The following is a 14,115-nucleotide window of genomic DNA, read 5'->3' on the forward strand; positions in this document are numbered from 1 at the left end:
GGCCAGCGACCTACCTGGCCATGATCGCCCGGAACAGCTCCGACTCCAGCCACCCCTGCAACCAGCTGCGCAGCCGCGGATAGGCCGCCTCGGCGAACCACTGCGGTTCGACCCCGGCGAACTGGCGCAGCAACGGTAGCAGCGCGGCATCGGCCAGGCTGGGATGATCGGCCAGCAGGAAGGGTCGGTTTTCCAGCAGCGCCTCCAGCTCCGTCAGCCACCCTTCGGCCTGCTGGCGGTAGTACGGGCGTGGGTGCTCAGGGTGGCGCTCGGCGTATTTGTAGCGGTTGACCTGGGCCTTGAAGTCCGTGTCGTTGCGCGCGATCAGCGCTTCGGCGCGCGCGGCTGCTTCAGGATCGGCGCGTAGCCGCCAGTCCTGAGGGTCGTGCCGCGCCAGTGCCCAGCGCATGATGTCCAGGCTCTCGTCCAGCACCTGCGTGCCGGTATCGAGCACCGGCACCGTGCCCTTGGGCGAAAGGGCCAGCAGCTGGGCGGGCTTGTGCCTGAGCGACACTTCTTCGATGGTCACCGTGCAGCCGGCATAGCGCAGCGCCAGCCGAGCACGCATCGCCCAGGGGCAGCGCCGGAACGAGTAGAGAATCACCCGCAGACCTCGATATCGCTCAGGCCGTTGCCCTGACGGCGGACCTGGATCTGCACCGGAATCCGCTCGTGCATGTCCTGTACGTGGGAAATGACCGCCACCTTACGTCCCTGGGCTTGCAGGCCGTCCAGCGCGTCCATGGCCAGTTGCAGGGATTCGGGGTCCAGGCTGCCGAAGCCTTCGTCGATGAACAGCGACTCGATCCGCAGGGTGCTCGACGCCATGGACGCCAGGCCCAGGGCCAACGCCAGCGACACCAGGAAGGTTTCGCCACCGGACAGCGAGTGCACCGAACGCAGTTCGTCGCCCATCTCGGTATCCAGCACCAGCAGGCCCAGGGCGCTGCCACCGCGCTTGAGGCGGTAGCGGCGGGCCAGTTGGCGCAACTGCTGGTTGGCATGGTGCAGCAGCAGGTCGAGGTTGTAGCCCTGGGCGATCTTGCGGAACACATCGCCGGACGCCGAGCCGATCAACGCGTTCAGGCGCGCCCAGCGCCGTTCCTCCTGGCGTGCCTGCTCGATCTCCGCGGCCAGCGCCTGGTGTGCCTGCTGCCGCCGTTGATCGTCGGCCTGGCGCGCGCGCAGTTCGGCGCACTGCTGCTCCTGGAGGATGAGTTGCTCGCGCACCTGGGCAAGCTGCGCCTGGACTTCATCGTCCGAGGCGGTGACCGCACCCTGCGCCGCGTGCTGCTGCACGCGCTGTTCGCGTTCGCTCAGTAGTACGCGGGCCTGCTCGACGGCCTTGTCGGCCTCGTGCAGGCCCTGGCGCAGCGCGCCGACGTCGGCGTCCTGCATGGCCAGCAGGCGGTCGAGACCGGCGTCGTCGAGCTCCGGATGCTCGGCGCGCCAGGCGCTGATCTGACCTTCAAGGGTCTGTCGTTCCTGCTCCAGCGCCTGCTGGCGAGCGACGTTGGCCTTGAGTTCGCCCGCCAGTTGCACGCCCTCGGTGCGCAGCGTCTGCAATTGCTCGGTGGTACTGGCCTGCAGCGCACGGGCCTGCTCCAGCGCCTCGTTCACGTGGCGTTGCCAGGCCTCGGCCCCGGGGTGCTCGCCGAGCAGTTCGGCCAAGGCCGAGTGCTCCTGCTGGCGCTGCTGTTCGAGGCTCGCGCACTGCGCCTGGAGCTGTTCTAAGGCCTGCTCGCGGGCCTGCTGCTGCTCGGCCGCCTTGTCCAACTGCACCTGGCGCGTTTGTCGCTCCTGGGCCTCCTCTTGACGCTGAGCCTGCTGCTCGATGCGCAGGCCGACCTGCTGGTCCAGGGCGATGAACGTATTGCTGGGGTCGTCTTTCAGGGCTTGCAGCAGCTCGGCTGGCAGCACGTCGGACAAGGCAGCCAGGCCTTGCTCGAGCTGCCGTTCGTCGCCTTCCAGGGCCTGGTGCTGCTTGTCCAGATGCGCCTGGGCCTGCTGCTGCGCCTGCTGCGCGGCCTGCAACTGCTGGGTGAGGCGGGCAGCGTCCTTTTGCAGCGTGAGCAGCGCGCCCTGGCGCTGCTCGTCCTTGCCGATCTCGTCGGTCAAACGGCGCAGCTGATTGTCGAGCCAGGCGCTGCGGGCCGAGGGGTCCTGGGCGTCCATGGCTGCCCACAGGCTGTGGGACTGCATCTGTGCCAGCAGGGCGTTGCGGTGCTCGGCCAGCGCGAGCTGCTGCTGCTGGGCGTCCTTCAGTTGGGCATTGATCACGCCCAGTTCGGTCCGCAGGTCGCCGAGCCGGCTGGTGAGCGTCGCGACTTGCTGCTGAGCGGTCTGCTCCTCGACCTGATCGTGCCGGCCAAGGCTGTCGAGCAATGCTTCGGGTTGATGGAAGGGGTGTTCGGCGCTGCCGCACACCGGGCAGGGCTCGCCTTCGCGCAGTTGGCTGCGCAGTTCCTCGACACTGCTGTGACGGGCCTGACGCTGACGCTCCAGCAACTGCTGGGTCAGCTTCAGGGCCTGCTCGGCCGCCTCCAGCTCGGCCTTGGCAGCCGTGCCTTCGCCAATCAACGCCTGGCGCCGCTGCATGGCCTGTCGGTGCCGCTGGCCGAGCGCCTCGTGCTGCTCGTCCAGTTCCCGCCCGCGGTCGTGCAGGCGGAGCATTTCCTCGACGGCACGCTGCTGCTTGCGGTTGTCGTGCAACATGCCGCCCAGTAGGTCGATCTGTTCGGCCAGCGCTTCAGGTTCGGCCTTGGCCTCGCGGAACATCAGCTCGAGACTGTCGCGCTGGTTCTGCAACTGAGCGTTGGCCTGGCTGGCCTGGGCCTGAAGCCCTGGCAGTTCCTCGCGGCCCTGGCTCAGGCGGGCGCCGACCTGCATCACCTGGCGCACCTGCGGCAGGTAGGCTTGCCAGGCGTCGGCCAGGGCGGCCAGCGACTGGCTGCCGGCCAATGCCGCGTCGATCGAGGCCAGCTGTTCGAGGCTGCGCTGCTGGTGCGCCTGCAATTGCTGCACCTGCTGCCGCGCGTGGCCGAGGTCCTGTTCGGCGTCTGTCTTGGCCGCGAGCTGTTTCTCCAGCGCCTGGTCGAGCGCTGCCAGCGCGTGCTCGCTGGCGAAGGCCTGGCGCAGGCGGGGGGCATCGTCGCTTTGTTGCGCTTGCTGCTGGGCAAGGGCGTCGCGCACGCTCACCTGTGCCTGTTCGAGCTCCACCAAGCGCGCCTGCAGCGCCGTCTGCCGGGCATTTTGCTCGGCGATCTCGCTGGCCAGGGGGGGCAGTTGCGCGGCCATTCCTTGCAGGCGGTGGAAGGCGTGGCGCTGCGGTGCCAGGCGCTCCAGGCGTTGCAGGTCGAGACGCTGGGCGCCCAGCTGCTCACTCGTCTGCTCGGCTGTCGCCAGTGCCTGTGCCACTTCGCGGTGCTGCGCCTGCAAGCGTTCCCGATCGGCCAGCCACGCGCCTTGCCGTTGCAGTTCGCGTTCGCGCAACTGCTCGGCCTTGAAGCGCTGCTGGGCCTGTTCGAGTTCAAGGTCGAGCGCGGCGCGCGCGTCGTCCGCCATCGGCAGCAAGTGGCTGGCCTGGTCGGTCAGCGCCCTGAGCGCTTCGCTTGCCTCGCGGGTACGGCTGAATGCCCGTTGCCCCAGGTGGGTGTAGATCGCGGTGTTGGTGAGCTTTTCCAGCAGCTCGCTGCGGTCGCGGTCGTCGGCCTTGAGGAAGGCACCGAACTCGCTCTGGGCCAGCATCACCGCGCGGGTGAACTGCTCGAAGTTCAGCCCCAGGCGGGCCTCGATCAGTGGCTTGTATTCCTGCTTGGCACCGGTCAGCAGTTGCTCGGCGTCCAGGTCGTAGAGGCTCTGGCGGCTGGGTTGCAGCTTGCCATCGGCCCTGTCGCGGGCGCGGTTGGCTTCCCAACGGGCACGATAACGGCGGCCGTCGATACCGAGGAAATCCACCTCGGCGAAGCCGTTGCCGGTGCCGCGACGCAGCAGGTTGCGCGGGTCGGAGGTGGGAATCTCGCCGTCGGCGTCCGGCACCTTGGCCTCGCGGCGAATCGGATCGAGCCGTGGCACGGTGCCGAACAGCGCCAGGCACAGGGCGTCGAGCAGGGTGCTCTTGCCGGCACCCGTGGGCCCGGTGATGGCGAACAGCCCGGCGCTGGCCAGGGGCTCGGCGGTGAAGTCGATGTCCACCGGGCCGGCGAGCGAGGCGAGGTTCTTCAGGCGAATGGCGAGGATCTTCATGGCTGCTGCTCCTGCAAGTGCACATCCTGCAGCAGCAGGGCGAAATCGTTCAGGGTCTGTTCGTCCACCGGCCCGCCATAGGCCTGCTCCCAGGCGCGGCTGAACAGGTCCTGGGGCGTCAATTGCGCCAGCTCGACGAACTCCTGAGGCTCTTCGTCGCGACGCTGGCGCCCGGCATATTCGGCGGCGATGCGCACCAGGCGCACGGCCTTGCCTTCGAGCGCGGCTTCGATGCGCTGGCGCAGGTCGGGCTGCGGTTCGTCCAGGCGCACCCTCACCTCCAGCCAGGGCTGACGGTTGGGGTCTTCGAGCAGGTCCACCTGGGGCAACTCGGCCAACTGGTCGAGCAGCTCGGCCAGCGGCGCCGGCCCCATGCGCTGCAAGGCCACCGCGCGGGGCACCAGGCGGGGCTCGACGCTGACCAGTTCGGCACCGTCCAGCTCGATCTCCAGCACCTGGTGCGGGTAGTTGATTTCGGCGAACGACAAGGGAATGGGCGCACCGCTGTAGCGGATGCGGGTCTCGCGGTTGACCTTCTGCGGCTTGTGCAGGTGACCCAGGGCGACGTAGGCGATGGCCGGGTCGAACAGACGGGCCGGCAGCGCCTCGGCGTTGCCGATGATCAGGCTGCGTTCGGAGTCTTCGCTGATCGAGCCGCCGGCCATGTGCGCATGGCTGATGGCGACCAGCGCCTGATCCTTGCGGCGTTTATCCAGGGCTGCGGCCGTGAGCTGCTGGTGAACCTGGGCGATGCCTTGCAGGTAGTCGTCGCCCAGGCGCGGGCCGGTCACTTCGGCCGGTCGCAGGAAGGGCAGGGCCAGGCACCAGGCACAGACCTTACCGCGGGCGTTGGTCAACGGCACCAGCAGCCGCTCGGCGTCGAGCCGGCCTTCATCGAGCCAGTGCACCCGGCCCAGGGCATGGGTGCGCAGGCGGCGCATCAGCGGCGCCGGCAGCTCGATGCGCGAGCCGGAGTCGTGGTTGCCGGCGATCATCACGATGTCCAGTTTGGGCAGCTGTTCGTGGGCCTGGACGATGAAGTCGTAGAGGCGTTCCTGGGCTTTGACCGGCGGGTTGACCGTGTCGAAGATATCGCCGGCGATCAGCAGCGCGTCGGGCTGGCGCAGGCGCAGTTGGCCGAGCAGCCAGTCGAGGAAGCAGGCATGTTCGAAGTCGCGTTCCTGGCCGTGCAGGCTTTGGCCCAGGTGCCAGTCGGAGGTGTGAAACAGACGCATGGAAGACCTGTGATGTCGAGTCGGCCGAGTGGCCGCTTGGCGGGTATGGGGTTCGCGCAGGGGGACATGTTACCTCAAGCGGCAAGGCCTGCGGCTGTTCGGCCGACGGCGCCGATCCTGTCCTGGCGCCATGCGCTACGGGTCATTTCGGGTACAGCGGTGGCAGGTTGCCGCCTTCGCTGGAGGCGGTGGTCGCCTTCGCCGCCGGGGCGATGTCGCCGATCGCCCGCCACAGCTCGTCGCCGTGCCAGTTCTGGCCGCTCTCGCTGTACAGGGCACCATTGAGCCCATCCAGCGCATCGGACAGCGGCACGAAGCGCGCGGCCATCTCGGCCAGGGTCTCCGGCTGCTGGCGTGCCCAGGCGTCGAGCGCCTGGCGGGTGGCCTGCGGATCGTTGGCCTGGCACGCGCGCTTGAGGTCGTCCAGCAGCGTGCGTGGGCTCGGGCCGCTCTGCGCCATGCGCTGCACCGCAGGCTGTGAGCGCGCACGCCACCACAGGCCGAAGCCGAGCAAGGTGGTCAGGGCCAGCAGCAGCGTCGTCAGTTGCCAGGGCCACAGCAAGCGGGTGCCGCCCATGCCGTCGCTGACCTGCGAGTCGGCATTCAAGGCAGGATTGTCGTCGATGTGCAGGCTGCGTGCAGGCAGGCTGCTGTGTTCGAGGTGGTCTTCCAGGGTATTCCACCAGGTGATTTCCAACGCCGGCAGCATCAGCTCGCCGCTGCGGGTCGGCACCAGCGCCTCGCGTTCTTCGCGGCTGGCGGTCATGCCGCGTTCGCTGACGTCGTTGCGCAGCAGCGGTTGGTCCGGGTAGCGACGCAGGCCTGCAGCCTCGGTGGCTGGCAGGGGCGGCAACTGTGTGCTGGACAGCCCCTCGGCGCGCAGGGTGATGCTGCGGGTCAGGGAGTCGCCCACCTGCGTGGGCTGCTGGCCGGGATCGGGGTTCCAGCGTTCCTCAAGGCCCAGGCTTCGCGCGGGCAGCCAGGGCAGCCCGGCCGGCCAGGCCGGCGGAATGGCCTTGACCGTCAGGGTCAACGGCAGCGAACTGGCCTGCACCTGGCGTCCGCCACCGCTGCCGTTCTGGGCGGCGCTGTCGGCGGCCGTGGCGGTGAACGTGAGCGGTGGCAGCTGCACGGTGCCGCTGTGCTGCGGATAGAGTGCATAGCGGGTTTCGATCACGCCGTGGCGCACGCCATCGATCTGCTTTTCATAGGTACGCGACTCACCCAGGGCCTCTACCTTGACGTTGTCCAGGTTCAGCGGGCTGAGATTGCTGTCATCGTACAGCGACACCGAGTGATAGACGCGCACGGTCAGCACGGCCTGAGCCTGAACATAGACCTCAGGGCTGTCGAGGCTAGCCTCGATGAACACCTGCGAGGCGCTGTCGGTACGGCCAGGATCGGCTTGCACCACCTGCAGGTCGATCGCCTGGCTGCGCGATTGTCCCAGTTGCAGCGCGGGAATCTGCAGGCTGCCGCTGCGCCGAGGCAGCAGGGTGATGATCCAGCGGGTGCTGGCGCGGGTCTCGCCGTCGAGCGAATGCAAGCTGTTGAGCTGACGGGTGCCGCGTACTTCGAAGTCGTCCTCCAGGCTACGCAGGTCGGGCTTGCCGAACTGGGTGACGTCCTGGCTTTCCAGGGTCAGTTCCAGGGTTTCGCCGGCTTGCACCCGGGTACGGTCGACGCTGGCCTGCAGCGCGGGCTGGGCCTGGGCCAGCGTGAGCCAGAGCAGGCCGAGTACAAGGGCGCCGAGGCGACTCATCGTTTGGTTTCCTGATGCAGTTGCTGTTCGTACCAGAATTTGCGACGCAGCAGTTGTTCCGGATTGTCGGGGATGTCCCGCAGCCATTGTTCCAGCGCCTGGCGCTGTTCGGCGTCGAGGGGCGTGGCAGGGGGACGTTGCGGCGGTTGGGTGACGCTGTCCTGGTCGTCGCCGGCGCCGTTGGAGCCGCCGGCGTCGTTACGGTTGGCGCTGTCGTTGCCGCCGTCGTGGCTGTCTTGGGCCTGGGGCGGCTCGTCGCTGCCGGGCGTGCCCTGGGCATTGCCGGGCGAGCTGCTGTTGCCCGCGTTGTCGCGGCTCGGCGGCTGCTCGGCCTGGCCGCCTTCGGATTGCGCCTGCGCCTGGCCCTGACGCTGCTGCAACAATTGCTCGACCAGCGCCTGGTTGTCCAGTGCCGGTTGCAGATCCGGCTGGCGTTCGAGGGCCTGTTCGTAGGCGTCGAGCGCCGCTTCCAGCTCGCCGGCGCGGGCCAGGGCATTGCCACGGTTGTAATGGGCCGCGGCGTCGTTGCCCTGGGCGAACGCCTGGGCGGCGCCGGCGTAGTCGCCAGCCTGGTACAAAGCCAGGCCCCGCCACTGGGCATCCTCGAAGCGTTCGGCCGCTTCGGCCGGGCGCTGTCGTTGCAGCAGGTGCTGGCCCTGTTGGTCGGGGCGTTGCCACAGGTCGCGCCATTCCAGGGCCTGGCTCTGTTGCGGCAGGGCCAGCAGCAGCGGCAGGCAGAACAGCCAGCCGCGCCGGCCCGCACAGGCCGCCAGCAGCAGCAGTGGCAGCAGCAGCCAGTAGCCCTGGTCGGCCCAGCTGTCCAGTTGCAGGGTCTGGCCGTCGCTGCGCAGTGCGCGCGGGTTGTCGAACAGGCCGAGCCCGCGCAGGTCGAGGTCGTCGAGGCGGGCGTGGCGATAGCGCCCACCGGTACCGGTCACGAAGCGCTTGAGTTCGGGGCTGTCCAGGCGCGGCACCAGGATGCCGCCCTGGGCATCTTTGAGGTACTCGCCGTTGGCCTGACGCACGGGGGCGCCGTCGGCGGTGCCGACACCCAGCATCAGCAGCGCCGGCCCATGGCGTCCGAGGGCCTGGACGATGCCCTGGCGTTCCTGGGCGCTGAGCGAGGAGCCGATGAGCAGGACGCGCCCCTCGCCCAGGCCGCTCTGGGCAAGCAGGGCCAGACCCTTGTGCAGGGCCAGGTCGGCGCGCTGGCCGGCCTGGGGCATGATCGAGGGGTCGACCGCTTCGAGCAGGTTGCGCGTGGTGCCCAGGTCGTCGGACAGCGGCACCAGGGTGTGGGCGCTACCGGCGTAGACGATCAGCGCGGTCTGGCTGTCGCGACGGTGTTCGAGCAGGTCCAGGATCTTGCGCCGGGCTTGTTCCAGGCGGTTGGGGCGTACGTCTTCGGCGAGCATCTGCGGCGTCAGCTCGAGCAGGATCACCAGCGGGTCGGCGGGGCGCTGGCGGGTTTCCTCCACGCGTTGCCAACTCGGCCCGAGCAGGGCCAGCATCACCAGCAGCCAGGCAAGGCCCAGGGCGATCCACGGCAGTTTGCTGGCACTGCCGCCGCCGCCGCCGAGCAGCACCGCGTGAAACGGCGGCGGCAGGATCATCTGCCAGCGTCCGGCGCGCTGGCGGCGGTGCCACAGCTTGAACAGCAGCCAGGCGAGCAGCGGCACGGCCAGCAGCCAGAGCGGGCGCAACCATTGGGGCCAGAAGTCGGTCATCGTTTAGTCCCCGGGCGCAGGCGTTGCAGGCGCTGGCGCCACTGCGGGGGCGGCTGCAGGAAGCGCGGTCGGCGCAACGTGCGCTGCAGGGGGTTGTCCGGCCACTGCACGGCGACCACCAGCAGCACGCTGAGCAGCAACGCCAGGCCAAGCGGCCAGGCATACAGTTCCTGCGCGGTGCGTGCCTGGGTGGGTTGCTGGGCGACCGGCTCCAGGCGGTCGAGGGTGTCGCCGATGGCGTCCAGTTCGGCGCCATCGTGGGCGCGGAAATAGGCGCCCTGGGTCAGGCTGGCGATCTCCTTGAGCGAGGCCTCGTCCAGATCCAGGCTGGGATTGAGGCCGAGCAGGCCCGGCGTGCCGTTGGCCTCGGGGTCGGCACCGATACCGATGGCATAGATGCGTACGCCTTCCTGGGCCGCCAGGCGCGCGGCGGTCAGCGGATGGATCTGGCCGCCGTTGTTGGCGCCGTCGGTGACCAGCACCAGCACACGGCTGTGCGCTGGCCGCTGGCGCAGGCGCTTGACCGCCAGGCCGATGGCATCGCCGACGGCGGTGTTCTTGCCGGCGATGCCGATCTGCGCCTCGTCGAGGAAGGTGCGCACGGTGCGGCGGTCGAAGGTCAGCGGCGCCTGGAGGTAGGCCTGGCTGCCGAACAGGATCAGCCCGACTCGGTCGCCCTGGCGGTCTTCGAGGAAGTCGCCCAGCAGTGCCTTGACCAGGTCCAGGCGGCTGATGTCCTCGCCCTTGAAGCGCATATCGGGAAAGTCCATCGAACCGGACACGTCCACCGCCACCAGCAGGTCGCGGCCGCTGGCGGCGATCGGCACTGGCTCGCCCAGCCATTGCGGGCGCGCCGCTGCCACCAGCAGCAGCGACCAGATCACCAGGAACGGCGCCTGCTGACGCCAGGTCGGCAGGTTCAGACGCGCGCGGCGGCCGGCCAGGCTTTCCAGCTCGTCGAGAAAGCCCACCTTGAGGACCGGCTCGCCACTGTCGGCGGCCGGCAGCAGCAGGCGCATGAGCCAGGGCAGCGGCAGCAGCACGAAGATCCACGGCCAGGCCAGGTCAAACATGTTTGCGAATCCAGGTCTCGACCGCCTGGGCGAGCCCGACGATGGCTTTGTCGTCGAGTTTGCACTCGGGCTTGTACGCGCCTTCGACCAACACCATCCAACGGGTCAGGCCGGCTGCCGGGCAGCGATTGTCGAGAAACGCCAGCCATTTGCGACCATTGAGGGTGTGACTCTGAGCGCCTGGGTAATGGCTGCGGCACAGGCGCTTGAGCAGTGCGTTGATCTGTTGCAGCCAGGCGCCGGCCGGCGCGCCGTCATAGGGGCGCGGCAAGCGGGCGAGTTCGGCCAGGGCCTCGACACGCGCCGGGTCCAAGGGCTGCTCGGCGCGGGCTACCGCAGGGGCGGCAGGGCGCCAGCGGCTCAGGCGCCACAGCCCCCATCCCAGCAGCGGCAACAGCGCCAGCAGCAGCCACCAGCCGGGCGCCGGTGGCCACAGGCCGATGGCGGGGGGCGCGATCAGCGGCTGCAACTGCTCCAGGGGGTTCATTGGCCGTTTCTCGAGCGCTGGTCGAGCGCGGCGCGCAGTTGCTCGATCATCTCGCTTTGCGTGCTCAGCGGCATCAGCACCACCCGCAACTTCTGCGCCAGTACCTCCCAGCGCTGGACACGCGCCTCGGCCTGCTGGCGATAGAGCTGGCGCAGGTTGGCGTCGAGGGTATCGAGTTCGAGCTGGGCGCCGCGTTGCGCGAAGCGCAGCAGCCCGGCAGCGGGCAGGGCGTGGTCGAGCGGATCGCTGACCGGCATCAGCAGCAGGTCGCAATGGCGCGAGAGCATGGCCAGGTGCTGCTGCGCCGCCTCGGTCAGGGCGCGCTCGTCGCAGATGACGATGGCCAGACTGCCGGGGCGCAGCACCTCGCGTGCCCGGCGCAGGGCCAGGCCCAGGCTGTCGGCCTGGCCCAGGGCCTCGGTGTGCAGCGACTGGTTGGTCCGCGCCAGCCGATTGAGCAATTGCAGCAAGCTCTGCTTGCTGCGTCGCGGCTTGATCTCGTGGTGCTCATGGTCGCCGAACACCAGGCCGCCGATGCGGTCGTTGTGCCCCAGCGCCGCCCAGCCGAACAGGGCGGCGGCCTGGGCCGCGAGCACCGACTTGAACATCAGCCCCGAGCCGAAGAACAGGCGCTGGCTCTGCTCCACCAGAATGAAGATCGGCCGCTCGCGCTCCTCGTGAAATAGCTTGGTGTGCGGTTCCTGGGTGCGAGCGGTGACCCGCCAGTCGATGTTGCGCACATCGTCACCGGCCTGGTAGACCCGCACCTGGTCGAAGTCCACGCCGCGTCCGCGCAGCTTGGAATGGTGCAGCCCCACCAGCGGGCTGCGCTGGCCCGGCCGGGAGAACAGCTGGATCTCGCGCACGCGGTGGCGCATGTCGATCAGCTCGGCCAGGCCGATGCGAATCCCGGGTTCGGTGAGGTAGGCGGTGGGCATGAGGGTCAGGCGACGGCGACGACGTCGAGGATCCGCTGCACCACGCGGTCCTGGTCGACGCCGGCCGCTTCGGCCTCGAACGACAGGATGACGCGATGGCGCAGCACGTCGAACAGCACCGCCTGGATGTCCTCGGGGCTGACGAAGTCGCGTCCGGCCAGCCAGGCGTGGGCCCGTGCGCAGCGGTCCAGGGCGATCGAACCACGGGGGCTGGCGCCATAGGCGATCCAGTCCGCCAGCTCGGCATCGAACTTGCCTGGGGTGCGGGTGGCCATGACCAGTTGCACCAGGTATTCCTCCACCGCATCGGCCATGTACAGCCCGAGAATCTCCCGCCGCGCGGCGAAGATCGCCTGCTGGCTGACCTGGCGCTCCGGCTTGACCTCGCCGCCCAGCGCCTCGCCGCGGGCCTGCTGAAGGATGCGCCGCTCCACGGCGGCATCCGGGAAGCCGATCTTCACGTGCATCAGGAAGCGGTCGAGCTGGGCCTCGGGCAGGGGATAGGTGCCTTCCTGCTCGATCGGGTTCTGCGTGGCCATCACCAGGAACAAAGGCGACAGCTCGTAGGTGCTGCGCCCGACACTCACCTGGCGTTCGGCCATGGCCTCCAGCAGCGCCGACTGGACCTTGGCCGGAGCCCGGTTGATTTCGTCGGCCAGCACCAGGTTGTGGAAGATCGGGCCCTGCTGGAACACGAAGCTGCCGGTTTCCGGACGGTAGATTTCGGTGCCGGTGATGTCCGCCGGCAGCAGGTCGGGGGTGAACTGGATGCGGTGGAACTGCGCCTCGATGCCTTCGGCCAGCTCCTTGATGGCCTTGGTCTTGGCCAGGCCAGGCGCGCCCTCGACCAGCATGTGGCCGTCGGCCAGGAGCACGATCAGCAGACGATCGACCAGCTTCTCCTGGCCAAGGATCTGCGAGGAGAGAAAAGTGCGCAGCGCGATCAGCGCTTCACGGTGTTCCATGGTCGGTGGGTTCCTGGGTGGGGGCCGGGCGCTTTGACTGCAAGCGGTCTGCGGGCAGGGGCCCATACTTTAATCCATCCAGGGGGGTGGCGACCAATGGCCGCCTGAAAATAACCTGCTGCCTGAGCTTGCGCTGCCCTGGCGCCCGGCCTGGCGTCAGAGGAACACGAACTTGGCGATGAAGATCAGGCACAGCACCCACAGGCTCGCGGAAATGTCGCGGAACTTGCCCGTGCCGGCCTTGAGCGCCACGTAGCTGATGAAGCCCAGGGCGATGCCGTCGGCGACCGAGAAGGTCAGCGGCATTATGATCACCGTGACGATGGCCGGAATGCTGTCGGTGGCCTCGTCCCATTCGATGTGCGCCAGGCTGCCCATCATCAGCATCGCCACGTAGATCAGCGCGCCGGAGGTGGCGTAGGCGGGGATCATCCCGGCCAGCGGCGCGAAGAACATCGCCGCGACGAACAACAGGCCGACCACCACGGCGGTGAGCCCGGTACGCCCGCCCGCGGCCACGCCGGCGGCGCTTTCGACATAGCTGGTCACCGGCGGCACGCCCACGGCAGCGCCGAAGACGCTCGAAGCGCTGTCGGCCTTCAGCGCCCGCGACAGGTTTTCGATGCGTCCGTCCGCCGCCACCAGGTTGGCGCGCTGGGCCACCCCCATGAGGGTGCCGGCGGTGTCGAACATGTGCACGAACAGAAAGGCCAGCACCACGCTGATCATGCTGACGCTGAACACGCCGGCCAGGTCCATCGCCAGCCAGGTGGGCGCCAGGCTCGGCGGCAGCGACAACACCCCGCCATACTGCACCAGCCCCAGGCCCCAGCCGACCAGGGTCACAGCGACGATGCTGATGAGGATGGCGCCGAACACGCGGTGATAGCTCAGCACCGCGATCAGCAGAAAGCACAGCGCCGCGAGCAAGGGCGCAGGCTCGTGCAGCGAGCCCAGGCGGATCAGCGTGGCCGGGCTGGCGACGATGATCCCGGCGGTCTTCAGCCCGATCAGCCCGAGAAACAGCCCGACCTCCGCGCCCATGGCATGGCGCAGGCTCAGGGGAATGCTGCTGAGCAGCCATTCGCGCACCCGCGACAGGGTCAGGACCATGAACAGCACGCCCGAGACGAACACCGCGCCCAGGGCCGTCTGCCAGCTGTAGCCCAGGGTGCCGACCACGGTATAGGTGAAGAAGGCGTTGAGCCCCATGCCCGGTGCCAGGCCCACCGGCCAGTTGGCGTACAGCCCCATCAACAGACAGCCCAGGGCGGCGGCGATGCAGGTGGCGACGAAGGCGGCGCCGTGATCGATTCCGGCATCGGCCATGATGTTGGGATTGACGAAGATGATGTAGGCCATGGTGATGAAGGTGGTCACCCCGGCGATCAGCTCGGTTCTGACGCTGGTGCCGTGGTGCTTGAGCCTGAAGAGGCGCTCCAGCCAGCCCGGCTTGGGCGCCGCGGCCAGATCCAGCGTGGGGGCTTGGGATTTGCGACTGTGCACGGTGGGTACTCCTCGGGTCGTTATTGTTGTTGGGGAGCGCTGCACCTGCGCACCAGGCGGCAGCTGCAGATGGTTTCCTGACTGAAAGGTCAGGAACCTGGTCGAGGGATTATGCTTTTGTGTACAAATAAATCAAATGATGTTTTAGCGTTTGTACCCACCCTGGCAGTTCAATGG

At 68.6% G+C, this 14,115-nt stretch carries 10 protein-coding genes; all 10 read right to left on the reverse strand.

Annotation, left to right across the window (positions count from 1 at the left end):
- Positions 1-10: 10 nt before the first annotated feature.
- Entirely contained in the window at positions 11-604 is a 594-nt protein-coding gene (locus tag IAE34_RS20090; RefSeq protein WP_200140698.1) for a glutathione S-transferase N-terminal domain-containing protein, read from the reverse strand.
- The gene (locus tag IAE34_RS20095) at positions 601-4,245 is read right to left on the reverse strand and encodes an AAA family ATPase (RefSeq protein WP_200140699.1); all 3,645 of its coding nucleotides are present in this window, start codon (positions 4,243-4,245) and stop codon (positions 601-603) included. The genes IAE34_RS20090 and IAE34_RS20095 overlap by 4 nt, the downstream gene beginning before the upstream one ends.
- Complete coding sequence (locus IAE34_RS20100) at positions 4,242-5,480, reverse strand: exonuclease SbcCD subunit D C-terminal domain-containing protein (protein ID WP_200140700.1); 1,239 nt, start codon at positions 5,478-5,480, stop codon at positions 4,242-4,244. Before IAE34_RS20100 ends, IAE34_RS20095 begins: the two co-directional genes overlap by 4 nt.
- A gap of 142 nt (positions 5,481-5,622) precedes the next feature.
- Positions 5,623-7,242: a BatD family protein gene (locus tag IAE34_RS20105; RefSeq protein WP_200140701.1), complete on the reverse strand. Its 1,620-nt coding sequence runs from the start codon at positions 7,240-7,242 to the stop codon at positions 5,623-5,625.
- A complete protein-coding gene (locus tag IAE34_RS20110; RefSeq protein WP_200140702.1) occupies positions 7,239-8,969 on the reverse strand; it encodes a VWA domain-containing protein in 1,731 nt (576 codons plus the stop codon). Before IAE34_RS20110 ends, IAE34_RS20105 begins: the two co-directional genes overlap by 4 nt.
- The gene (locus IAE34_RS20115; protein ID WP_200140703.1) at positions 8,966-10,042 is read right to left on the reverse strand and encodes a vWA domain-containing protein; all 1,077 of its coding nucleotides are present in this window, start codon (positions 10,040-10,042) and stop codon (positions 8,966-8,968) included. Before IAE34_RS20115 ends, IAE34_RS20110 begins: the two co-directional genes overlap by 4 nt.
- The gene (locus tag IAE34_RS20120; protein WP_200140704.1) at positions 10,035-10,529 is read right to left on the reverse strand and encodes a DUF4381 domain-containing protein; all 495 of its coding nucleotides are present in this window, start codon (positions 10,527-10,529) and stop codon (positions 10,035-10,037) included. Before IAE34_RS20120 ends, IAE34_RS20115 begins: the two co-directional genes overlap by 8 nt.
- Complete coding sequence (locus IAE34_RS20125; protein ID WP_200140705.1) at positions 10,526-11,467, reverse strand: DUF58 domain-containing protein; 942 nt, start codon at positions 11,465-11,467, stop codon at positions 10,526-10,528. Before IAE34_RS20125 ends, IAE34_RS20120 begins: the two co-directional genes overlap by 4 nt.
- A 5-nt stretch (positions 11,468-11,472) precedes the next feature.
- Positions 11,473-12,432: an AAA family ATPase gene (locus IAE34_RS20130; protein WP_200140706.1), complete on the reverse strand. Its 960-nt coding sequence runs from the start codon at positions 12,430-12,432 to the stop codon at positions 11,473-11,475.
- 156 nt (positions 12,433-12,588) lie between these two features.
- The gene (locus tag IAE34_RS20135) at positions 12,589-13,938 is read right to left on the reverse strand and encodes an NCS2 family permease (RefSeq protein ID WP_200140707.1); all 1,350 of its coding nucleotides are present in this window, start codon (positions 13,936-13,938) and stop codon (positions 12,589-12,591) included.
- Positions 13,939-14,115: the final 177 nt, after the last annotated feature.

The sequence above is a fragment of the Pseudomonas sp. S30 genome, from assembly GCF_016518545.1.
Classification (GTDB): Bacteria; Pseudomonadota; Gammaproteobacteria; order Pseudomonadales; family Pseudomonadaceae; genus Aquipseudomonas.

Excerpts from the sequence above, each read along its gene's own strand:
- IAE34_RS20120 (WP_200140704.1), bottom strand. The coding sequence starts at position 10,529 with ATGAACCCCCTGGAGCAGTTGCAGCCGCTGATCGCGCCCCCCGCCATC.
- IAE34_RS20115 (WP_200140703.1), bottom strand. The coding sequence starts at position 10,042 with ATGTTTGACCTGGCCTGGCCGTGGATCTTCGTGCTGCTGCCGCTGCCC.
- IAE34_RS20100 (WP_200140700.1), bottom strand. The coding sequence starts at position 5,480 with ATGCGTCTGTTTCACACCTCCGACTGGCACCTGGGCCAAAGCCTGCAC.
- IAE34_RS20110 (WP_200140702.1), bottom strand. The coding sequence starts at position 8,969 with ATGACCGACTTCTGGCCCCAATGGTTGCGCCCGCTCTGGCTGCTGGCC.
- IAE34_RS20130 (WP_200140706.1), bottom strand. The coding sequence starts at position 12,432 with ATGGAACACCGTGAAGCGCTGATCGCGCTGCGCACTTTTCTCTCCTCG.
- IAE34_RS20125 (WP_200140705.1), bottom strand. The coding sequence starts at position 11,467 with ATGCCCACCGCCTACCTCACCGAACCCGGGATTCGCATCGGCCTGGCC.
- IAE34_RS20105 (WP_200140701.1), bottom strand. The coding sequence starts at position 7,242 with ATGAGTCGCCTCGGCGCCCTTGTACTCGGCCTGCTCTGGCTCACGCTG.
- IAE34_RS20095 (WP_200140699.1), bottom strand. The coding sequence starts at position 4,245 with ATGAAGATCCTCGCCATTCGCCTGAAGAACCTCGCCTCGCTCGCCGGC.